Origin of the sequence: Pseudomonas fontis, from assembly GCF_028656955.1 — a bacterium.
GTDB lineage: Bacteria > Pseudomonadota > Gammaproteobacteria > Pseudomonadales > Pseudomonadaceae > Aquipseudomonas > Aquipseudomonas fontis.
The window spans coordinates 1-21,582 of sequence record NZ_JAMDGY010000069.1 but is presented as its reverse complement, the minus strand read 5'-3'; the positions used below and the strand labels follow the sequence as shown (position 1 = coordinate 21,582).

The window sequence follows — 21,582 nt, the reverse complement described above, 5'->3', positions numbered from 1 at the left end:
CCTGTGGAACGCGAATACATGGAATTCGACGTGGTCATCGTCGGCGCTGGCCCGGCGGGCCTGTCCGCCGCCTGCCGACTGAAGCAGAAGGCCGCCGAAGCCGGTAATGAAATCAGCGTCTGCGTGGTTGAGAAAGGCTCCGAAGTCGGTGCTCACATTCTCTCCGGCGCGGTCTTCGAGCCGCGTGCGCTCAACGAGCTGTTCCCAGACTGGAAAGAGCTGGGCGCCCCGCTGAACACCGAAGTCAAACGTGACGACATCTACGTGCTCAAAGATGGTCAAAGCTCGATCAAGGTGCCTGACCTGTTCGTGCCCAAGACCATGCACAACCAGGGTAACTACATCATCTCCCTGGGCAACCTGTGCCGCTGGCTGGCGCAGCAGGCCGAAAACCTGGGCGTCGAGATCTACCCGGGCTTCGCGGCCCAGGAAGCGCTGTTCGACGAGAACGGTGTGGTGCGCGGGATCATCACTGGCGACCTGGGTGTCGACCGTGAAGGCAACCCGAAAGAAGGCCTGTACACCCCCGGCATGGAACTGCGCGGCAAGTACACCTTGTTCGCCGAAGGCTGCCGTGGGCACATTGGCAAGCAGCTGATCAAGCGCTTCGACCTGGACAGCGCTTCCGATGTCCAGCACTACGGCATTGGCCTGAAGGAAATCTGGGAAATCGACCCAGCCAAGCACCAGCAAGGCCTGGTCGTCCACACTGCCGGCTGGCCGTTGAACGTGTTCGGCACCGACGACACCGGTGGCTCGTTCCTCTATCACCTGGAAAACAACCAGGTGGTTGTCGGCCTGATCGTTGACCTGTCCTACAGCAACGCCTACCTGTCACCGTTCGACGAGTTCCAGCGCCTCAAGCATCACCCGGTGATCAGCCAGTACCTCGATGGCGGCAAGCGCATCAGCTACGGCGCCCGCGCCCTGGCCAAGGGTGGCATCAACTCGCTGCCGAAAATGGTCTTCAAGGGCGGCGCGCTGATCGGTTGCGACCTGGGCACCATGAACGTGGCCAAGATCAAGGGCAGCCACACCGCCATGAAGTCCGGCATGCTCGCTGCCGAAGCAGTAGCCGACGCGCTGCTGGCCGGCGGTGAAGGCGGTGACGAATTGACCGCATACGTCGATGGCTTCAAGGCCAGTTGGCTGTATGAAGAGCTGTTTGCCAGCCGCAACTTCGGCCCGGCCATGCACAAGTTCGGGCCGATGCTCGGTTCGGCCTTCAACTATGTCGACCAGAACTGGTTCAACGGCAAGCTGCCGTTCACCCTGCACGACACCAAGCCGGACTACGCCTGCCTGAAGCTGGCATCCGACTCGAAGAAAATCGACTACCCGAAACCCGATGGCAAGCTGAGCTTCGACAAGTTGAGTTCGGTGTTCCTCTCCAGCACCAACCATGAAGAAGAGCAGCCCTGCCACCTGAAACTGACCGATGCCGGCATCCCGATCGGCACCAACCTGCCGCTGTACGACGAACCGGCGCAGCGCTACTGCCCGGCCGGCGTATACGAAGTGGTCAGCCAGGAAGACGGTAGCAAGCGTTTCCAGATCAACGCCCAGAACTGCGTGCACTGCAAGACCTGTGACATCAAGGACCCTTCGCAGAACATCACCTGGGTCACCCCGGAAGGCGCTGGCGGCCCGACCTACCCGAACATGTAAGTCGCGCTGAACAAAAAGCCCCCTCGCACCGGCCGGTGCGAGGGGGCTTTTTTGTACACGGTGGTATCAGCCGATCAGGCGGCTCTTACTTCATTGAGCAACTCGGGGTGCCGATCCAGCAGACGCAGCAATTTGACAAGCGCCAGCGGTGGTTTGGTCTTGCCGTTTTCGTAACGCGAAAAAGCGTTGGCGCCTCCGCCGAAAATCTCCGCAGCCTCGCGCTGATCGAGTGACAGCTTCTTGCGCACACTGGCAATGAAGCCCGGATCGACAAACGTGCTGTTGACCTGACGACTGAACGCCAGCATCGCCGCACTGACTCGCGCCGACTCTGCCGCATCCAGCACCGCTTCGCCGCACGCCGGGCAGAACTCGCCGGATACGGCGGGAATCACCAGCGACTCCCCTTTGTACACGTAGGGCAGGTCACGTATGGACGCTTCCAGTTCGACCGCCCCGCAGACAGGACATTTCATGCCTACAGCTCCTTGAACGAGACGATCAGCACGTCATCGATCACCGTCAGTTTCAAATAGACCGCACCGGTGCCCGCGCTCGTTCGATAAACGTCTTGCCACACCCGATGATCGGCGTGGGTCGACATGCTTTTGTAAAAATCCGCAGGTGTCAGGGCCATGACGACGTCCAGCATGTCCTCAAAATCCATGCCCAGCGTGGCCGCTCCCGACAGCGCAGAGAAGGTGGACTTCACCTGCCCTTGCACTATCAGCCGCTTGACCACCGACAATCTGCAATGTGGCGTTCTTTTCTCCATGAAGACGCTAACCTGTTTGGCTGAATTTGGCAACTTGGTTAATCGCTAGGCGATCAGTAAAAGTCTGCCGCAGCCCCGCCAACAAGTAACCCGGGCCTTTGTCACAAGGCATTGAAGCCGCGCCGTTCAGCCCTTGATCAACGCCAGGTCGTCCTCGGCGTGCAATTGCTCACGCATGCCGAAATACAGGCCGCTGAGCACGCCCACCGTGCCCATGACCAGGCAGAAACCCACGCACACCCACGGGCTCCAGGGCATCAAGGCGATCAGCAGCAACGGTGTGGTGCTCGCCCACAGGGCGTAGGCCACGTTGTAGGTAAAGGAAATACCCGAGACGCGGATGCGCGCCGGGAACAGCCCGACCATCACCGATGGCACCACACCCACGACACCACAGGCCAGCCCGGCCAAGGCATACGCCGGCCCGGTCCAGCCCCAGCCGGCAATCAGGTTGCCGTACAGGCCCGCGATGCCCAGCGGCAGCAACAGGCTGTAAACCATTAGTGCCCGCCAGGCGCCAATGCGGTCCACCAGCAGGCCGGCGAGCACACAGCCAATGTTCAGGAAGACGATGCCCAGGCTGCTCAGGGCGAAGGTGTGGGCCGCGCTCATGCCGAAGCGTTGCTGCATGACGGTTGGGGTGATTACCACCAGCACCACTACTGCCGAGGTCAGCACGCAGGTCAGCAAGGCGGCGGGGACCAGCGCCCGACGGTGTTCGCGCAGTACCTCGCGCAACGGGAAGGCCACCGGCTGCTCGCGGCGCTCTTGCAACGCCAGAAACACCGGTGTCTCGCTAAGCCAGCGACGCAACCAGACACCGATCACCCCGAATACGCCCCCCAGCAGGAACGGATAGCGCCACGCGTAATCGAGAATTTCCTGCGGGGTAAAGATTTGCGCCAGCGCTGTCGCCGTCAAGGCACCCAGCAGGTAGCCAAAGGTCAGCCCGGCCTGGAGGAAGCCCAACGCATAGCCGCGTCGCCCAGCTGGCGCGTGCTCGGCGACGAACGTCCAGGCGCTCGGCACCTCGCCGCCCACCGCCGCACCTTGCAGGATGCGCAAGGCCAGCAGGATCAACGGCGCGGCATAGCCGATATCGGCATAGGTCGGCATCACCCCGATCAGCAGGCAGGGCAGCGCCATCATCAGGATGCTCAGGCTGAACACCTTCTTGCGCCCCAAATGGTCGGCAAAGTGCGCCATGAGAATGCCGCCCAGCGGCCGGGCCAGGTAACCGGTGACGAAAATCCCGAAGCTTTGCAGCAGGCGCAGCCACTCCGGCATTTCCGGTGGGAAGAACAGCTGGCTCAAGGTCAGCGCGAAGAACACGAAGATGATGAAATCGTAGATCTCCAGCGCCCCGCCCAATGCAGCCAGGCTCAGGGTCTTGTGGTCGCTGCGCGAAAAGCGCAAGGCGCGCGCCGGGTCGTTGGCAGTCATAAAGGCTTCCGCTTCGAATAACAATCCGCGCGCCAGCGGGCGCGACAGAACAAGCGCAAGAGGATAACAAAAAGACCGGCGTCACTCAGGGCTGACGGGAAAACAGCGAATGCCCCTGGTTCATCCAGCGCCGAGGGTGGCCGTGGGGCGCAGGCTGGCCCGACGGATTGGCCACCTGCCCGACCAGGCGCGGCCCATCGATGATCGCCATGAACGCATGCAGCGCCTCGTCATCGGGCACCTTGGGCAGGCTGATGCTCACGGCCTGGCGCTGGGCTGCCGGGACACTGGGCACTTTCAGGTGTTGCGACTCGTACAGCAGCGCATGCCTGACCTGGGTATTGACCCGGCAAAAACGCTCAAGGTCGACCCCGGCATGGCTGGCCAGGTCGGTATTGCCGATCAGCAGGTCGAACGGCAGCAGTGCGTTCTGCACCAGGTGCTGCAGGTCTTCGAAGGTGTGTACCGGCGCGACCCGGTAATAGCCCATGCCATTGAGCAACTTCTCCATCTGCAACAGCTGCATGGGGTGCTCATCGGCAATCAGGATACGCAGCGACTTGTTTGGCATCGTGTATGACCAAGGTGATGAGCGTGGATAACGTTCCTTGACCATCACTGCGCCAGTCAAACACAGCAGGCTGTGGCGGGCACTTCGCCAATTGAAGGGTCTGTCTAGATACTTGTCGTGAAAGTGGAGGAAATCAAGTCGCCCCACATAATTGTTATTAGTTATTTCGAAATAAGCCGCTCAGGACGCCCATTGCTGCATGCGTAGGCGGCAATGCTTCATGGCGTTGACGATGTGTTTTTCCACCACGCTGCGCGAAACCCCCATGCGCTCAGCGATGTCCTGGTGCGACAGGCCCTCCAGCTTGCGCAACAGGAAGCAATCACGGCAATTGCCACTCAGCTCCGCCAGCGCCCGCTGCATCAGCTCCAGGCGCTGGTTGAGGTCCATGCTGTGCTGCGGTGCTGGCGAGAAGAATCGCTCGTCGTTGTCCAGCACCTCCAGCGGTTCGCTCTGGCGCAGCTGGTTGCGGCGGTGCCCGTCGATCACCAGGTTCAGCGCAGTGCGATAGAGGAACGCACGCGGGTGCTCGATCGCGTCTGCACCTGCCCGCTCCAGCACGCGCACATAGGCATCGTGGGCGACATCCTCGGCCACCTGACGATTGCCCAGGCGGGCGTTGAGGAAACTCACCAGTTCGCGATAGTAGGTTTCCAGAAGTACACCTGGCTGCGTCATGTCCAGAGAGGTTCCTTGGCGGCAAGCCAGAAGGCCAAAATGATGGCCATATGATTTACCATAAATTAGAATAATTCTCAGCAAGATTTGGCGACTGCGTCACATCCTACAGCGTACTCACCAACCGATCCTTCGACCAGCGCGGGTAAATTCCCGCACTGGATTCTCGTTAAACATGGAGCTTCCCGTGCCTGCCGAGTTTCCTCGCCAGGACCACCTCACGGACCGAACCCCTCTGGCCGGAACCCCGCATGAGTCGTCAAACCGTCAAACGCCGCCTGTTGTTCTGCGGCCTGGGCCTCATCAGCCTGGGCGCCCTGGTTGCCTGGAAAACCCTGCCCGGCAGTGGTGACCCATTGAACACCGTTGCGGTGACGCGGGGGGATATCGAAAGCAGCGTGACCGCCCTGGGCACCTTGCAGCCCAGGCGTTATGTCGATGTCGGCGCGCAAGCTTCCGGGCAGATCCGCAAGCTGCACGTGGAGGCCGGTGACCGGATCGAAGAAGGTCAGCTTTTGGTCGAAATCGACCCCTCGACGCAACAGGCCCGCCTTGATGCCGGGCGTTTCTCGATTGAAAACCTCAAGGCGCAGCTGGCCGAGCAGCAAGCCCAGTACCAACTCGCCGAACAGCAGTACAAACGCCAGCAGCACCTGGCCAGCGGTGGCGCCACCCGCGAAGAGGATGTGCAGAGCGCCCAGGCACAATTGAAGGTGACCCAGGCGCGCATCGCCATGTTCCGCGCGCAAATTCTCCAAGCCCAGGCCAGCCTGCGCAGCGATGAAGCCGAGCTCGGCTACACACGCATCTACGCGCCGATGTCCGGCACCGTGGTTGCCGTCGACGCTCGTGAAGGCCAGACCCTCAATGCCCAGCAGCAAACGCCATTGATCCTGCGGATCGCCAAGCTCTCGCCGATGACCGTGTGGGCCCAGGTCTCCGAAGCGGACATCGGCCATGTAAAGCCGGGCATGACGGCCTACTTCACCACCCTCAGTGGCGGCAAGCGGCGCTGGAGCAGCACCGTGCGACAGATCCTGCCGATCCCGCCCAAGCCGCTCGATCAATCCAGCCAGAGTGGCACCGGCAACAGCGGCACCAGCAGCAGCGGCGCGGCCAGTGGCAAGGTCGTGCTGTATACCGTGTTGCTTGACGTCGACAATGCCGACAACACCTTGATGGCCGAGATGACCGCGCAGGTGTTCTTCGTTGCCGGCCAGGCCAAGAACGTCCTCACTGCCCCACTGTCGGCACTGGAAGACGGCGAGGGCCAGAATGACCAGCGCACCGCCCAGGTGATCGCTGCCAACGGCAAGATCGAACAGCGCCAGGTGCGCACCGGCCTCAGTGACCGCTTGCGGGTGCAGATCCTCGACGGCCTGGCCGAAGGTGACCACCTGCTGATCGGCGCACCTGTCGCCAGCGGGGGTTGAATGTCCACGCCGCTGATTGAACTGCGCGACATCCGCAAAGCCTATGGCGGTATCGACACGCCGCTCGTCGAGGTGGTCAGGGGCATCAGCCTGGCCATCCACCCGGGTGAGTTCGTCGCCATTGTCGGCGCCTCGGGTTCCGGCAAGTCGACCCTGATGAACATCCTCGGCTGCCTTGATCGACCAACCTCCGGCGAGTATTACTTCGCAGGCAAGGACGTCGCCATGCTGGACAGCGACGAGCTGGCCTGGCTGCGCCGGGAAGCCTTTGGCTTCGTGTTCCAGGGCTACCACCTGATCGCCTCGGGCTCGGCCCAGGAGAACGTCGAAATGCCGGCCATCTATGCCGGCACCCCCGCTGCCGAACGGCATGCCCGCGCGGCCGCCCTGCTCGACCGCCTGGGCCTGGCCAGCCGCACCGCCAACCGCCCGCACCAGTTGTCTGGCGGCCAGCAGCAGCGTGTATCGATTGCCCGGGCGTTGATGAATGGCGGCCATATCATCCTCGCCGACGAGCCGACCGGAGCGCTCGACAGCCAGAGCGGCGCTGAAGTCATGGCATTGCTCGATGAGCTGGCAAGCCAGGGCCACGTGGTCATCCTCATCACCCATGACCGCGAAGTGGCGGCCCGGGCCCAGCGCGTGATCGAGATTCGCGATGGCCTGGTGGTCAACGATTCGGCCAACGAGCAGGCGCCGCCTCCCACCAGCCACCCCGGCCTGCAAGCCGAAGACCTGCGCCAGCGCCTTGATCGCGGCGCCACCGAAAGCGGCGCCTGGAAAGGCGAGCTGCTCGAAGCGCTGCAAGCGGCCTGGCGGGTCATGTGGATCAATCGATTCCGCACCGCCCTGACCTTGCTCGGCATTGTCATCGGCGTGGCTTCGGTAGTGGTGATGCTCGCCGTCGGTGAAGGCAGCAAGCGCCAGGTGATGGCGCAGATGGCTGCCTTCGGCTCGAACATCCTCTACCTCAGCGGCAAGTCAGCTACCTTGCGTGAGCCGGCGGGCCTCATCACCCTGGACGAGGTGGCGGCGTTGTCCGGGCTGCCCCAGGTGAAGATGATCATGCCGGTGATCGGCAACAAGATGATGGCGCGCCACGGCAACAACAACGGCTCGTTCTATGTCGGTGGCAACAACACCTACTTCCCCGAGATCTTCAACTGGCCGGTGGTCGAAGGCGCCTTCTTCACCGAAGCCGACGAGCAATCGGCGGCAGCGGTGGCGGTGATCGGGCAGAAGGTGCGCGACAAGCTGTTCGGCCCGCAGGCCAATGCCCTGGGGCGCTACATCCTCATCGAGAATGTGCCCTTCCAGGTGCTTGGCGTGCTGCAAGGCAAGGGCGCCAGCTCCGGCAGCGAGGACAGCGACGAGCGTATCGTGGTGCCCTACTCCGCCGCCGCCATCCGCCTGTTCGGCAGCCGCGACCCGGAGTACATCACCATTGCCGCCGCCGATTCACGTCGCGTCAAGGAGACCGAAGCAGCCATCGACCACTTGATGCGCAAGCTGCACAACGGCAAGCAGGACTACGAACTGACCAACGATGCCGCGCTGATCCAGGCTGAGGCCCGGACGCAGAACACCCTGTCGCTGATGCTTGGCTCGATTGCCGCCATCTCCCTGCTGGTGGGCGGTATCGGGGTAATGAACATCATGTTGATGACGGTGCGCGAGCGCACCCGGGAAATCGGCATCCGCATGGCCACCGGTGCACGCCAGCGCGACATCCTGCGCCAGTTCCTGACCGAGGCGGTGCTGCTGTCGATGGTCGGCGGCGTTACCGGCATTGCCTTGGCGGTGCTGATTGGCGGCGGCTTGCTGCTGGCCAATATTGCCGTGGCGTTCTCTCTTGGCGCCGTCCTGGGTGCCTTCGCCTGCGCCGTGATTACCGGCGTGGTCTTCGGTTTCATGCCGGCGCGCAAAGCCGCCCGGCTTGATCCGGTCAAAGCCCTTACCAGCGAATAATCGATGACATTGCCCAGCCGTCTCAGTTTTTTGTCCGTTTGCCTGATGTTGGGTGCTTGCAGCAGCACCCTGGAGGCACCCGCGCCAGTACCGGCACCCGCCGACTGGCAGTCCGCACACAGCGCCACGGCCCGCATCGAGGGCGACTGGTGGCGGGCATTTTCCAGCCCGGAGCTGGACCGCCTGATCGAGCGCGCGCGCCTTAACAGCTTCGACCTGGCGGCGGCCATGGCACGGGTGCGTCAGGCCCAGGCCACGGCGATTGTCGCTGGTGCCCCGCTGTTGCCCGAAGTGAAGTTCGGCCTGGATGCCAGCCGCCAACGACTGATGCGCGGGGATGGCTTCAGCGGCATTGACGCCAGCAACAACCAGCGCACCTACACCTCCTACAGCACCACCCTGAGCGCCAGCTACGAGATTGATTTCTGGGGTGGCAAGGCAGCGGCGCGAGACAGCGCGCTGGCGGCGCTGGATGCCAGCCGCCATGACCGGGCAACCGTCGAGTTGACCCTGTTGAGCGGGGTTGCCAACAGTTACCTGCAATGCCTGGCATTGACCGAGCAGGTACGCATTGCCCGGCTCAACCTGGCCAATGCGCGCAGTGTGTTGCAGGTGGTCGAGACACGTCAGCAAGCCGGCTCCGCGACAGCGCTGGAGCTGGCCCAGCAACGCAGCCTGGTGGCCAATCAGGAGCGGCAACTGCCGCTGCTGGAGCAACAACTGCAAGACAGCCGCATCACCCTGGCGACATTGCTGGGTGATCCGGTGCAGACGTTGCAGCTGGGCGGGGTTGCGTTTGCCGCTATCAGCGGGCCGGTGATTGGCGCTGGCGTGCCGAGTGACCTGTTGACGCGACGCCCTGATATCGCCACCGCCGAGGCGCGCCTGCTGGCGGCGCAGGCCAACGTGCAGGTGGCGCGTGCAGCCATGCTGCCGAGCCTGACCCTGGGGGCCAACCTGGGTTCGGGGGCGCAGCACTTTGCCGACTTGGTACGCAGCCCTTATTACAGCCTGACGGCGGGTTTGGCTGCGCCGATCTTCAACAACGGGCGCCTGGCGGCGGAACGCGACCGGGCCAAGGCCGAGCAGGAAGAACTGCTGCAGAGCTACCACGGTGCGATTGTTGCGGGCTTTGCTGATGTCGAGAAAGCGTTGAACGGCATTGAGGGTGTTGAGCGTCAGCGCCAGTGGCAGGACGAGGAAGTGCGTCAGGCGCGGATCGCCTTCGAACTTGCCGACAGCCGATATCAGGCGGGGGCGGAGACGTTGCTGACGGTGCTGGAAACCCAGCGCACCTTGTACCAGGCCCAGGACCAGCAGGTGCAGTTGCGCCTGTCACGGCTGCAAGGAAGTGTAGGGTTGTACAAGGCACTGGGTGGGGGCTGGGCGCTGCGCTGAGCGCAACATCCATCAGCCTCACACTGCACCTGTGGGAGCCGGCCTTGCCGGCGAATGATCGCGCAGCGATCACCGAATGTCGCTGCCAGTTATGGCCCTATCGCCGGCAAAGCCGGCTCCCACACGGGATGTCAGGTACTGATCCCGCGCATCGACAGGTGCCGTGCATACCACGGCCGCTGCGGCACACGCTTGAACAGCGGGGCCATCTTGTCGTCTTCGCCAAAGACGATCCGCAACGCCAGCTTCATGGTCTCCACATCCATTTCCACCGACTTGCCAACGAATGTCCCCGGCACCGTGCTGCAACCGTGAGTGGTCGGCCCCAGCCACGGGTCATCGACATCCACCCAGCGCCCCGGCGCAAACCAGTTCACCCCATTGACCTGCAAGCGGCTCACCTGCCCCGGGTTGTGCCGCTCGTGCGCCCGGTACCAGTCTTCGATACGGTCATCGATCCAGCCATGGAACCCCCAGAACACCGGGCTCACATGCGAAGAGAACGGATCACCAAGGAAGTCATTTTCCGGCCCGTACCAGCGCGCCGCAAAATCCGCCGGGTCCCGCGCAAGCGGCACCGGCGCGCCATTGGACGGATCACGCGGCACCGACGCCCAGCACATGTGTAGCCAGTCGTGCAGGTTCATCTCCAGCTCCGAACCAAATGCCCCCAGGGTCAGCTTGGACAGGTACACCGGGTCCTGATACTGCGATTCCCACACCTGGAAATTGCTGCAGAAGGTTTCCTGCGCCTTGATCGCAGCGACCCATTGCGTGTAGTCGGCATCCGCAGGCGCGCGCCAGGTCGGCGGCACACTGTAGCCGTCATGGTTATCGAAGTAGCGGGCAAAACCATGCCGGTCGAATTCGACATTCGGCTGCGGCAACGGGAAATGCGGCCAGGACGGCAGCTCCTGGAACGACCGCGCCGTCCCCAGCATGTGCCGGTGCATGAACAGAAAATCCACCCCCGAACCATTGCGATGCTTGCGCGGCCCCCGCGCATCGCGCTCCTTGTCTCGCGGCCCGGGCTGCCAGCCCAACCCGCGCAGGGCGCCATGCTTTTCTTCGGACAGCCGATGCCACTTGTCGCGGGTCGCGTGCCAGAGCTGGTGGAACAGACGATGCTCCAGGCTGATCAGCCAGGCACTCAGCTCAGGGGTGTAGGCAATGCGTGCCCGCGCTTCCGGGAACATGCGCTTGACCGCCACGAACTGACTGTCGGGCAAGGGCAACATCAATGAGCGATCCAGAGGCTGTACGCGCCCGGTCAGGGTGCCGCTGCCGGCATTGCCGAAGCTGCCCCAGACCTCATCCAGGGTCGCCGTGCATTCATAACCCGGGCCGCCCTGGTTGCTCAGCAAGCGCCAGCGCACCTGGGCAGTCGAAGCGCCGACCAGGTCGCCCAGCAGGCGGTAGGCGGCAGGCCCCTGGCCATCGAGGGCGGCCTGGGTGTCGAGCACACCGCGCAACCCACGGCCCTTGGCGGCGATATCCAGATACAGCGTCACGCCCTCGCGGGGCAGCCCTTGCAAGCCAGCGTCGGCGCCCTGGAAACGCACATCCCAGACACCGCGCAATTGATTGGCCAGTTGCTGCCCGGCAATGTCGGCAAGCTCCACACTGGCTTCACCGGGTGTGACGATGTCGTCCTCGGGGTCATGAGTCAGCTGCCGATGGCCGTAGTACACCGCCGGTACTGCCGCACCGGTCAACGCCAGACCTGCTATGAATCCTCGTCGCGATATCGTCATTGCCCTACCCGTGTCAGCCATGAAACAGCCTTTGTCCAAGCTAGGACGTTGGCTGGGGCAGGAAATTTAGGGAGAGAAGCTGCTGCAAACTTCACGTTTCAAGCAGCAAGCGGGCATTGCCTGGATGCCCGCCTGGAGGGGTTGCTTTACAAGCGCAGCAAGGCGGCTGCAAGCGCACGGCTGAAGCGGCGCATGACTTCGTCGATCTGCTCGGCAGTGATGATCAGCGGCGGCAGGAAACGCACCACGCTGCCATTGCGCCCACCCAGTTCAAGAATCAAACCGCGCTTGAGGCATTCGTTCTGCAGCAACGACGCCAGCTTGCCGAAAGTCGGTGGATGGCCCTGCACATCCAGTTGGCCCTGCGGATCGACCAGTTCGACCCCCAGCATCAGGCCACGGCCACGAATATCGCCCAGTTGCGGGAAGTCGCGCTGCAACACCGTCAGGTGCTCACGCAAGCGCTCGCCCATGGCTTCGGCGTGGCCGGCCAGGTCGTGCTCCTTCAGGTAGCGCATCACCGCAGAGCCAGCAGCCATGGCCATCTGATTGCCACGGAAGGTGCCCGCGTGTGCGCCAGGCTGCCAGGTGTCCAGCGCTTCACGGTAAACCACCACGGCCAGCGGCAGGCTGCCACCAATGGCCTTGGACAGCACCACCACGTCCGGCACGATGCCGGCGTGTTCGAAGGCGAACATCTTGCCGGTACGGCCAAAGCCGCTCTGGATTTCATCGACGATCAGCGACACACCGGCTTGCTCGGTGATCCGCCGCAGGCCGCGCAGCCAGTCGAGGTCTGCCGGGATCACCCCGCCCTCGCCCTGCACCACTTCGACGATGACTGCGGCGGGTAGTTGCACCCCGGCCTCCGGGTCATTGAGCAGGTTTTCCAGATAGTGCAGGTTGGCCCGCACCCCTTGCTCACCACCTAGCCCGAACGGACAACGGTAGTCGTACGGGTACGGCATGAACTGCACGCCGTTGCTCAACAGGCCAGCCAGCGCCTTCTTCGGCCCCAGGCTGCCCATCAGGCTCAAGGCACCCTGGCTCATGCCGTGATAACCGCCCTGGAACGACAACACGGTGCTGCGCCCGCTTGCCGTGCGCACCAGCTTCAGCGCAGCTTCGACAGCATCGGTGCCGGTCGGCCCGCAGAACTGGATTTTGGCCTGGGCACTGAATTCGGCAGGCAGCAGGCCGAACAGGTCCTGGACGAACTGGTCCTTGACCGGCGTGGTCAGGTCCAGGGTGTGCAGCGGCAGTTCATCGGCCAATACCTGCTGGATCGCCTCGATCACCACCGGATGATTGTGCCCCAGCGCCAGGGTGCCCGCCCCGGCCAGGCAGTCGATGAACTGGCGACCTTCGACGTCTTCGACATAGAGACCACGGGCGCGCTTGAGCGCCAAGGGAATGCGCCGTGGGTAGCTGCGCGCGTTGGACTCCTGCTGTTTTTGCCGGGCCAGCAGTGGTGATTCCTCGAACTGGTAGAGCGTTTCACCGGGCTCGGCGGCCGAAGAAGCCGGCAGCGGCTCGGCAAGGCGGGTAGCGACTGACATCTGAAGTAACCTCGCAAGCAAGCGGATAAGCCCTTCACGCGCCTGTCGCCAGATGAGTGTCGGGAAATGTTCTCGCTTGAAAAACGCACCAGCGCGCTGCGGATTTAGCCCCCTGCCGTCGGCGTCACCAGGTTTTCTCCATGGGCCGCAAACGCAGCCCGTGAAACAGCAGCGCCGCGCCGCTGCAACGGTAGCCAAGGCGGTGGAAGAAACCCTGCGCGCTACCGGTGCTGTAGAGCGTGGCACGCGTCAGGCCCCACGCCTGGAGCTGGCTTTCCAGATCGCTGACCACTGCACGCCCCAGCCCCTGCCGCGAATATTCGGGCGCGACATGGCACTGGCAGATCTCGCCGCTGCGCAAGGCGATGGCAACCGCTATGGGCCGCCCCTGGCAGCGGGCGACGCGCACAGCCAGCGCTGCGTCGTCGATCCATCCGGCCAATGCGGCCGGGGACTTGTTGCTCAGCCAGTCGGCGAGGATCTGCGGGTCATTGCCATGATCGGGCACACAGCCCAGGCGAATCGAGGCATCGATCAGGCAACTGAGCGCCTGGGCATCAGCGGCAAGCGCCTTGGAAAAAATGATGGGAAGGTGCATCGGCATACCTGCGGGGCAGTTCATGGCCTGCCCCCGTCCATGGGAGCAGATCGCCTCGGCAGGGTAGCGCGGTTGGCGGCCAGGCAGGCGCCCGGCGCTGTAACCGTATTTAAACGACCGCGCGAATCGGCATGTGCAACCTGACCCGTAGCCCATCAGGCTGGCTATCGAAGTGCAGTGCACAGCCGCAGCGCTGCACGATGGCCTGGACAATCGCCAGGCCCAGGCCGCAACCACTGCTTTGAGCATTGCGCCAGAAACGTTGGGTGAGGTGCTGCACATCCTGCTCGGCAATCCCCGGCCCGTGATCGCGCACGCAGAACACCACGCGGTCCTTTTCCAACTGCACCGCCAGTTCCACGGGCTGGTCTTCAGGGCTGTGGCGCAAGGCGTTGTCGAGCAAGTTGCGCAAGGCCACGGTGGCCAGGGCATTGGGCATCTCAAGCATCACTTGCGCGGCCTCGGCCGGCGTCTGCAGGCTGATCCGACTGTTGTCACCAAAGCCGGCATCATGCACGGCCTGGCGGGCCACCTGCTCGGCGCTGCACGTGGCGCCATCGTCGAACGACAGGCTGCCTTCGACACGCGCCAGCAACAGCAACTGTTCCAAGGTCCGGTGCAGGCGATCGGCGCCCTCCTCGGCATGCTCCAGCGCCTGCTCGCGCACACTGCCATCGGTCATGCGCGCCACTTGCAGGTGGGTCTTGATCGCAGTCAGCGGGCTGCGCAGTTCATGGGCGGCGTCGCCGGTCAGGCGGCGCTCGCGCTCGATGGTCTGGCCGATGCGCTGGAACAGCTGGTTCTGGGTTTCCAGCAAGGGTTGCAGCTCACTGGGCAAGGCTTTTACCTGCAACGGCTCCAGCGAGTCCGGGCTGCGCCGGCGCAGGGCATCGCGCATGCGATTGAGCGGCGCCAGGCCCTTGCCGACCCCCACCCACAGCAACCCCAAGCTGCCCAGCAAGGCCACCAATACTGGCGCCGAAGCGGCCAGCAGGATCGAACGGTTCAGCGCTTCGCGCTCCAGATGGCGGTCGGCGGTGGTGATCCGCACATCGCCACGGGCATAGGTAAAGCTGCGCCAGAGGGCACCATCGATCATCTGGTCGTGGAAGCCGCTGCGCTGGTCGTCCAGGGTTTGCTCGCCATTGTTGTGGCTGCGCGCAAGGATCTCGCCGCGCAACGAACTGACCTGGCAGGCCATGCCATCGGGAATGCTCAACTGGTCCGCGCTCAGGCGCGTCTCCTCGCCCTTGCTGGTCAGCGGCGCCGGCATCTGGTCGATCAGGCCGGCGACCATGCGCGCCGACGCCACCAGGCGCTGGTCGAGGGAGAACATCATCTGCTGGCGCAGGTCGCGCAGCATCCAGGCAGCTGCCAGGGCCCAGATCACCACGAAGGCGGTGCCGAGAATCAGGCTCAGGCGCAGGCGCAGGCTCATCACGGCGCAACCTCCGGCAACTGCGCCGGCCCCAGGCGATAGCCAAGCCCGCGCACGGTCTCGACGATGCCGTTGCCCAACTTGCGCCGCAGGTGATGGATATGCACGTTGAGCGCGTTGCTTTCGACTTCATCGCTGAAGCCATAGACGCTGTCCTTGAGCTGCTCGCTCGACAGCACCCGCCCGCGATTCTGCAACAGCGCCTGCAGCAGGGCCTGTTCGCGGCGCGACAAATCCACCAGCTGACCGCCCAGGCTGACCTCGCAATTGCTCGGATCGAAGGTCAGCGGGCCATGCTCGATCACATTGACGCAACGCCCCGCCACGCGACGCAGCAGGGTGTGCAGGCGTGCGGCCAGTTCACGCAGGTCGAAGGGCTTGAGCAGGTAATCGTCGGCACCGGCTTGCAGGCCCTCGACCCGGTCGGTTACCGCGTCACGCGCCGTCAGGATCAATACCGGCAGGCTGTGGCCCTGCTGACGCAGGCGCTGCAACAGTTTCAAGCCGTCTTCATCCGGCAGGCCAAGGTCCAGCACCATGACGTCAAAATGCGCCGCCTGCAGCATGGCCTTGGCCGCGCTGGCATTGGCCACGCGGTCGACGGTCAGGCCCTGGGCGCTCAGGCCGGCGATGATGCCGCTGGCGATCAGGTCGTCATCTTCACAAAGCAGTACGTGCATGGTCGGGCTCGGTCACATTGCAAAGGGTGCCAGTACAGCACCGGCGGATTAACCCAGGATTATGCCCCCTGCACTGCACAACGTCGCCTGTCGGGCGACGGTTGCACCGGGTTAACCCTGGCTTAATCGACGCGAGGCAGTCTGGGACGCTAATCGCACTGCCAAGGCTTTCTCATGCGTGTCTTCTTGCTTGCCCTGCTGGCGCTGTTCAGTTCCCTGAGCCAGGCCCAGCCCTTTGCCAACCCCTTCGCCCAGAGCGATTTCCTGCCGGTGGACAAGGCCTTCGTGTTCAGCGCCGAGCGCCAGCCCAGCGGCGAAATGCGCCTGCACTGGAAAATCACCGACGGCTACTACCTGTACCAGAAACGCCTGAAATTCGATGGCGTCGAGCCGCAAGCGGTCCCGGCATTGCCGCCGGGGCTGGCGCACAGCGACGAGTTCTTCGGTGACACGCAGGTCTACCGTGGTGAGCTGGAGTTGTTGCTGCCCGCCTCCGCCAAAGGGCAATTGCGCATGGGTTGGCAAGGCTGCGCCGATGCCGGCCTGTGCTATCCGCCGCAGACCTCGGTGGTTGACCTCGGTGGCGCGCCCAGCAGCGCCGCCCCGGCCCAGGCCAGCGACCAGGCCCTGGCCGGCACCCTTGGCGAGCATGGCCTGGCCTGGGGGCTGCTGGCGTTCTTCGGCCTGGGCCTGCTGCTGGCCTTTACCCCGTGCTCGCTGCCGATGCTGCCGATCCTCGCCGGGCTGGTCATGGGCAATGGCGCCAGCGCCCGCCGTGGCTGGGCGCTGGCGGGCGCCTATGTGCTGAGCATGGCGTTGGTGTACGCCGCCCTGGGGGTAATCGCCGCCCTGCTCGGCGCCAGCCTGCAAGCCTGGCTGCAACAACCGTGGTTGCTGGGCGCACTGGCTGGCCTGTTCATCCTGCTGGCCCTGCCGATGTTCGGCGCCTTCGAATTGCAACTGCCCAGCTTCGTGCGTGACCGCCTTGAGCGCGCCGGGCGCAACACCCGTGGCGGCAGCCTGTACGGCGCCGCCCTGCTGGGCGGGCTGTCCGGCCTGCTGATGGGCCCGTGCATGACCGCCCCGCTGGCGGGGGCCCTGCTGTATATCGCCCAGAGCGGCAATGCCGTGCACGGTGGCCTGGTGCTGTTCAGCCTGGGGCTGGGCATGGGCCTGCCGCTGTTGTTGCTGGTGACCCTGGGCAACCGCTACCTGCCGCGCCCGGGGGCGTGGATGAACCTGGTCAAGGGCTTGTTCGGCTTTGTCTTCCTCGCGATGGCCTTGTACACCTTGCGCGTGGTGCTTGCCCCGAGCCTGTGGCTGGGCCTTGCCGGCGCTTGGCTGCTGGCCCTGGCGTGGAGCGCGTGGCCGGCCCTGAAGCCGATTCGCGCCTTGCAGCCCGCACTGCTGTTGGCCGGGTTGTGGGGCACCTTGTCGATTGTTGGCGCAGCCGCCGGCGGCGACAACCTGTGGAAACCCCTGGAACCCTTCGCCGGCAAAGGCCAGGGCACCGCGATCAGCCAGGCGCATGCCGACGCCTTCACCACTGTCACCCAGCCCGCCGAGTTAAAGGCTCAGCTTGAGCAGGCCAAGGCCCAGGGCCAGTGGGTGTTTGTCGACTACTATGCCGACTGGTGCGTGTCGTGCAAGGTCATGGAAAAGCAGGTGTTCGCCCGCCCGGATGTACTCGCCGCCTTGCAGGGCGTGCGCCTGATCCGCCTGGATGTCACCGCCGACACGCCAGCCAGCAAACAACTGTTGCAGCACTACGAAGTACCGGGCCCGCCGAGCATGATCTGGATCGGCCCGGAGGGTGATGAACGCCGGGCTCGGCGCATCACTGGCGAAGTCGATGCCGCGACCTTCCTGCAACACTGGATTGCCACCCGGAGCCAAGGCTGATGCTGACCGTTAACCTCGGCCCCGTGGCCATCGCCCTGGATCATCTGTTGCTGCTGTTGGCGTTGGGCCTGGCCACGCTGGTGGGCTGGCGGGTGGCCAAGCGCGGTGGCGACAACCCCGAGTCGACGCTGTTCAGCCTGTTCCTGATTGGCCTGCTCGCAGCGCGGGTGGGCTTTGTGCTCAGCTACTGGTCGATGTACCGGGAAGACCTGCTGCAGATCGTCGATATCCGCGACGGCGGTTTCCTCGGCTGGGCCGGCTTGTTGGCCGTGGTGCTGGGTGCGCTGTGGTACGGCTGGCGCCGCGTTGCGTTGCGCCGCCCGCTGGGCTGGGGCTTGCTCAGCGGCGCGCTGTTCTGGTTGCTGGCCAGCTGGGCCAGCCAGATCTACGAGCAAGGCACGCAACTGCCGAACCTGACCCTGCGTGATGCCCAGGGCCAGTCGGTGGCGCTGGAGCGCTATCGCGGACGGCCGCTGGTGATCAACCTGTGGGCCACCTGGTGCCCGCCTTGCCGGCGTGAAATGCCGGTGTTGCAACAGGCCCAGGACGAGTTCCCGGACGTGCACTTCGTCTTCGTCAACCAGGGCGAGACGCCGCAGATCGTCACCACCTTCCTCGCCACCACCGGCTTGAACCTGTCCCATGTGCTGTTCGATGCCGGTGGCCAACTGGCGCAGCAGGTGGGCTCCATGGCATTACCGACTACCCTGTTCTACGACGCTGAAGGGCGCCTGGTTGGCAGTCACCTGGGCGAATTGTCCCGGGCCAGCCTGCGCCATGCCCTCGGTGCCATTGACCGCAGTGCGCCGCAGCGTACTACCGAACCTGAAAGGAATCCGCAATGAAAGTAGCGTCCCTGTCCCTGGCCCTTGGTTTGCTCGCGAGCCCTTGGGTGTTTGCCGAAGAACTGCCCAAGGCGGTGCAGCAGATCGAGGCCAAGGGGGCGAAGATCCTTGGCAGTTTCGATGCGCCCAATGGCCTGAAGGGCTATGCCGCGCAGTACCAGAACCGTGGCATGGCGTTGTACCTCACGCCTGATGGCAAGCATGTGCTGGTCGGTAGCCTGTTCGATGAACAGGGCAAGGACCTGAGTGCCGAGCCGCTGGAAAAACTGGTGTATGCGCCGATGGGCAAGGAAGTCTGGGCGAAGATGGAGAAGACCTCGTGGATTGCCGATGGCAAGGCCAATGCGCCGCGCATCGTCTATCTGTTCAGCGACCCCAACTGCCCGTATTGCAACATGTTCTGGCAGCAGGCGCGGCCGTGGGTGGAGTCGGGCAAAGTGCAGTTGCGCCATATCATGGTCGGCATCATCCGCGAGGACAGCCCGGCGAAGTCAGCGGCCCTGCTGGCCGCCAAGGACCCGCAAAAAGCCCTTGAGCAGCATGAGAAAGCCGGCAAGGCCAGCACGCTGAAGGCGCTGGACAAGATCCCGGCGGATGTACAGGCCAAGCTTGATGGCAACCAGGCGGTGATGGAGGAACTCGGTTTGTCGGCGACGCCAGCGATCTTCTATCTGGACGACAACAAGCAGATGCAGAGCCTGCAAGGCGCGCCACGCCCGGAAATGCTCGGGGAGATTCTGGGCAAGCGCTGAGTCGAAGCCGTGACGGCCGAGCGTAAGACATCGAGTTACGAGCATAGGGAAACATCCTACTTCCGTTAAGGAATCGGCCGACTCCCAACATTGAGCAAGTGCTTCTAGCGTCAGGTAACCCACCTGCCATGGAAGCACCGATGCCTACTCTGCCGCTGTGCACGACACGCTCAAGGGGGCAGACCCCTTGAGCATCAGCCAACTTATTGCCATCTCCATCGCCGAGGCCGCCTTGCCGGTCAGATCGTCAATGCGCAGCATCTGTGCTGATCTGGTAGCACAGAAATGAAACCGCTGACCTCAAAACCCCCGGGTTGGAAATACAACCTACCTGCGCCAAACCAAGAGGCGTCTACATCACCACGCCCAAACTTCCTTGACCATCCACCAAACTGCTTGACTAGCGTTTACCTGGAACTACACAGGTCCTCTCTTCTCGTGCGTGGACTTTGGCTCTTTCTTGGGGGCACCGCTTCGGCGATGACGGTTTCGTTCACACTGGTCTACGTCTATCTATTTATTTTTTTTGCAGAAGCTCGGCATATTGTTCCACTCAGTGGCAGCCTTCTTATTTTCATGTCAATGGTATGGGGAGCAATCCCCATGATTCGCATCGACATAGCCCTACCCCGAGATGAACCCATACGCTTCAATCGTCTACGCCGTAAGGTGTATGTTTACCGTTTCCACCATAGTTGGTTGAAACCCTTCAGTCGTCGTGCCTGGGGTGTTCGACCTGTCGCCTACAACTGGGATGATTTGCGCGCCGAAGCCTGGATGATCTATGCACCCATGGGTACAGGCGGTTTGAAGGAAGGTATTACGTTGGCAGTAATCAAACCTGGGACAGATGAGGTCATTGACCGCTTTCATTTCGCACAAGATATTCTCAAAGGCGAGATCTACTGGGCCTTGGTTCAGCAGTTCATGCAACAGGGTCCGCAAGCACTTCCGACGTTCCCAAGACCACCCCGCGATTGGAACAACGAACCCGCCACGTTCAACCTCGCCCGCCGCTGGGCTCCGAAAGTTCAGTGGCCGGCCGACATGGACCTCGAGTCTCGTACGGCGCCTGACCAGTGACCTACTGGCCAGACCGAGAAACACCTGGCTCTTATGCCGAACTGGTAGTGCTGGAGCGCAATCAATGAGTTATCAAGAGTTCCCTCTACCGCCTAAGCCACTGGGTTGGAAATACAACTTACCTGCCCCCAACCAGAACACCTCCAGCCGAGCCGACTCAACCTCAATTCACCCACCCCCCAATAAACTGAACAACATTTACATAGAGTTTCACTATGCGTCACTTCTCGCACGTGGAGTCTTGATATATCTCGGCGCCATGATAGCCATCGCAGCGTTGGCATTCGCCATTTTCTGCATATGTCTTAGCATCACCTTTCCCGAAAGCAGACCTATTGCTCCAGCACTAGGTCTCTTAATCACGACTGTATCTATTATTTACGGGGCAGCTCCGATGATACGTCTGGACTTGACGTTGCCCCGGGATGAACCCATACGCTTCAATCGCCTTCGCCGTAAAGTGTATGTCTACCGTTTCCACCATAGTTGGTTGAAACCCTTAAGTCGTCGTGCCTGGGGTGTTCGACCTGTCGCCTACAACTGGGATGATTTGCGCGCCGAAGCCTGGATGATCTATGCACCCATGGGCACAGGTGGCTTGAAGGAAGGTATTACGTTGGCGGTAATCAAACCTGGAACAGATGAGGTCATTGACCGCTTTAATTTCACGGAAGGTATTCTCAAAGGCGAGATGTACTGGGCCTTGGTTCAGCAGTTCATGCAACAGGGCCCGCAAGCACTTCCGACGTTCCGACGACCACCCCGCGATTGGAACAACGACCCCGCCACGCTCAACCTCGCCCGCCGCTGGGCGCCGAAAGTTCAGTGGCCGGTCGACATGGATCTCGAGTCTCGTACGGCGCCTGAGCACCCGCCGGGGTAGCGTTGGTACTGCGGATCAAACGTGCGAAACGGATTGCCAGATTCTGTGGGAGCGGGCTGGCCCCGCGATGTAGCCGCTGCCGACAGGCTGCGCTCGCCTGCAACGCAGGCGCCGCTTTTGGGAGCCCTTGCGGACTCCAGCGCAGCCTGGCGGC

The 21,582-nt window shown here is 63.1% G+C and carries 19 protein-coding genes; 9 read left to right on the top strand and 10 right to left on the bottom strand.

What is annotated here, in order from left to right; genetic code table 11:
* Nucleotides 1-3 precede the first annotated feature (3 nt).
* Nucleotides 4-1,668, top strand: coding sequence for an electron transfer flavoprotein-ubiquinone oxidoreductase (locus M5G11_RS20120; RefSeq protein ID WP_273910467.1), 1,665 nt, complete (start codon nt 4-6; stop codon nt 1,666-1,668).
* A gap of 74 nt (nt 1,669-1,742) precedes the next feature.
* On the opposite strand, the gene M5G11_RS20115 is transcribed toward M5G11_RS20120, so the two are convergent.
* The 5 genes from M5G11_RS20115 to M5G11_RS20095 all read right to left on the bottom strand — a co-directional run bounded on the left by M5G11_RS20115 (nt 1,743) and on the right by M5G11_RS20095 (nt 5,135).
* The gene (locus M5G11_RS20115) at nt 1,743-2,144 is read right to left on the bottom strand and encodes a type II toxin-antitoxin system MqsA family antitoxin (protein ID WP_273910468.1); all 402 of its coding nucleotides are present in this window, start codon (nt 2,142-2,144) and stop codon (nt 1,743-1,745) included.
* A gap of 2 nt (nt 2,145-2,146) precedes the next feature.
* The gene (locus tag M5G11_RS20110) at nt 2,147-2,443 is read right to left on the bottom strand and encodes a type II toxin-antitoxin system MqsR family toxin (protein WP_273910469.1); all 297 of its coding nucleotides are present in this window, start codon (nt 2,441-2,443) and stop codon (nt 2,147-2,149) included.
* Between the two features lie 126 nt (nt 2,444-2,569).
* A complete protein-coding gene (locus M5G11_RS20105) occupies nt 2,570-3,886 on the bottom strand; it encodes an MFS transporter (protein WP_273910470.1) in 1,317 nt (438 codons plus the stop codon).
* Nucleotides 3,887-3,971: 85 nt separating this feature from the next.
* Nucleotides 3,972-4,457 (bottom strand): ANTAR domain-containing protein, encoded by a 486-nt coding sequence (locus M5G11_RS20100; RefSeq protein ID WP_273910471.1) that lies wholly within the window; start codon nt 4,455-4,457, stop codon nt 3,972-3,974.
* Nucleotides 4,458-4,637: 180 nt separating this feature from the next.
* Entirely contained in the window at nt 4,638-5,135 is a 498-nt protein-coding gene (locus tag M5G11_RS20095; RefSeq protein ID WP_273910472.1) for a sigma-70 family RNA polymerase sigma factor, read from the bottom strand.
* Between the two features lie 251 nt (nt 5,136-5,386).
* On the opposite strand from M5G11_RS20095, the gene M5G11_RS20090 reads away from it, so the two are divergent.
* From M5G11_RS20090 to M5G11_RS20080, 3 genes are read left to right on the top strand one after another with little or no spacing between them, the layout of a single operon-like run.
* A complete protein-coding gene (locus tag M5G11_RS20090; protein ID WP_273910474.1) occupies nt 5,387-6,568 on the top strand; it encodes an efflux RND transporter periplasmic adaptor subunit in 1,182 nt (393 codons plus the stop codon).
* Nucleotides 6,569-8,536 carry a MacB family efflux pump subunit gene (locus M5G11_RS20085; RefSeq protein WP_273910475.1) on the top strand — a complete coding sequence of 656 codons (1,968 nt, stop codon included), beginning with the start codon at nt 6,569-6,571 and terminating at the stop codon, nt 8,534-8,536. It abuts the gene before it with no gap.
* A gap of 3 nt (nt 8,537-8,539) precedes the next feature.
* Nucleotides 8,540-9,934 (top strand): efflux transporter outer membrane subunit, encoded by a 1,395-nt coding sequence (locus tag M5G11_RS20080; RefSeq protein WP_273910476.1) that lies wholly within the window; start codon nt 8,540-8,542, stop codon nt 9,932-9,934.
* A gap of 131 nt (nt 9,935-10,065) precedes the next feature.
* On the opposite strand, the gene pvdP is transcribed toward M5G11_RS20080, so the two are convergent.
* From pvdP to M5G11_RS20055, 5 genes are all read right to left on the bottom strand, one after another.
* Nucleotides 10,066-11,688: a pyoverdine maturation tyrosinase PvdP gene (gene pvdP, locus M5G11_RS20075; RefSeq protein ID WP_273910477.1), complete on the bottom strand. Its 1,623-nt coding sequence runs from the start codon at nt 11,686-11,688 to the stop codon at nt 10,066-10,068.
* Nucleotides 11,689-11,834: 146 nt separating this feature from the next.
* Nucleotides 11,835-13,247, bottom strand: coding sequence for an aspartate aminotransferase family protein (locus M5G11_RS20070; RefSeq protein ID WP_273910478.1), 1,413 nt, complete (start codon nt 13,245-13,247; stop codon nt 11,835-11,837).
* Between the two features lie 124 nt (nt 13,248-13,371).
* Nucleotides 13,372-13,845 carry a GNAT family N-acetyltransferase gene (locus M5G11_RS20065; RefSeq protein ID WP_273910480.1) on the bottom strand — a complete coding sequence of 158 codons (474 nt, stop codon included), beginning with the start codon at nt 13,843-13,845 and terminating at the stop codon, nt 13,372-13,374.
* 109 nt (nt 13,846-13,954) lie between these two features.
* Nucleotides 13,955-15,283, bottom strand: a complete 1,329-nt coding sequence (locus M5G11_RS20060) for an ATP-binding protein (protein WP_273910481.1) — start codon at nt 15,281-15,283, stop codon at nt 13,955-13,957.
* A complete protein-coding gene (locus tag M5G11_RS20055; RefSeq protein WP_273910483.1) occupies nt 15,283-15,963 on the bottom strand; it encodes a response regulator in 681 nt (226 codons plus the stop codon). Before M5G11_RS20055 ends, M5G11_RS20060 begins: the two co-directional genes overlap by 1 nt.
* A gap of 174 nt (nt 15,964-16,137) precedes the next feature.
* Here M5G11_RS20055 and dsbD point away from each other — a divergent pair, with 174 nt between their 5' ends.
* From dsbD to M5G11_RS20030, 5 genes are all read left to right on the top strand, one after another.
* Nucleotides 16,138-17,865: a protein-disulfide reductase DsbD gene (gene dsbD, locus M5G11_RS20050; protein ID WP_273910484.1), complete on the top strand. Its 1,728-nt coding sequence runs from the start codon at nt 16,138-16,140 to the stop codon at nt 17,863-17,865.
* Entirely contained in the window at nt 17,865-18,710 is an 846-nt protein-coding gene (locus M5G11_RS20045; protein ID WP_273910485.1) for a TlpA disulfide reductase family protein, read from the top strand. The genes dsbD and M5G11_RS20045 overlap by 1 nt, the downstream gene beginning before the upstream one ends.
* Nucleotides 18,707-19,462 (top strand): thiol:disulfide interchange protein DsbG, encoded by a 756-nt coding sequence (dsbG, locus tag M5G11_RS20040; protein ID WP_273910486.1) that lies wholly within the window; start codon nt 18,707-18,709, stop codon nt 19,460-19,462. The genes M5G11_RS20045 and dsbG overlap by 4 nt, the downstream gene beginning before the upstream one ends.
* Before the next feature lie 285 nt (nt 19,463-19,747).
* A complete protein-coding gene (locus M5G11_RS20035; RefSeq protein WP_273910487.1) occupies nt 19,748-20,545 on the top strand; it encodes a DUF6708 domain-containing protein in 798 nt (265 codons plus the stop codon).
* Between the two features lie 64 nt (nt 20,546-20,609).
* Entirely contained in the window at nt 20,610-21,428 is an 819-nt protein-coding gene (locus M5G11_RS20030; protein WP_273910488.1) for a DUF6708 domain-containing protein, read from the top strand.
* Nucleotides 21,429-21,582 lie beyond the last annotated feature (154 nt).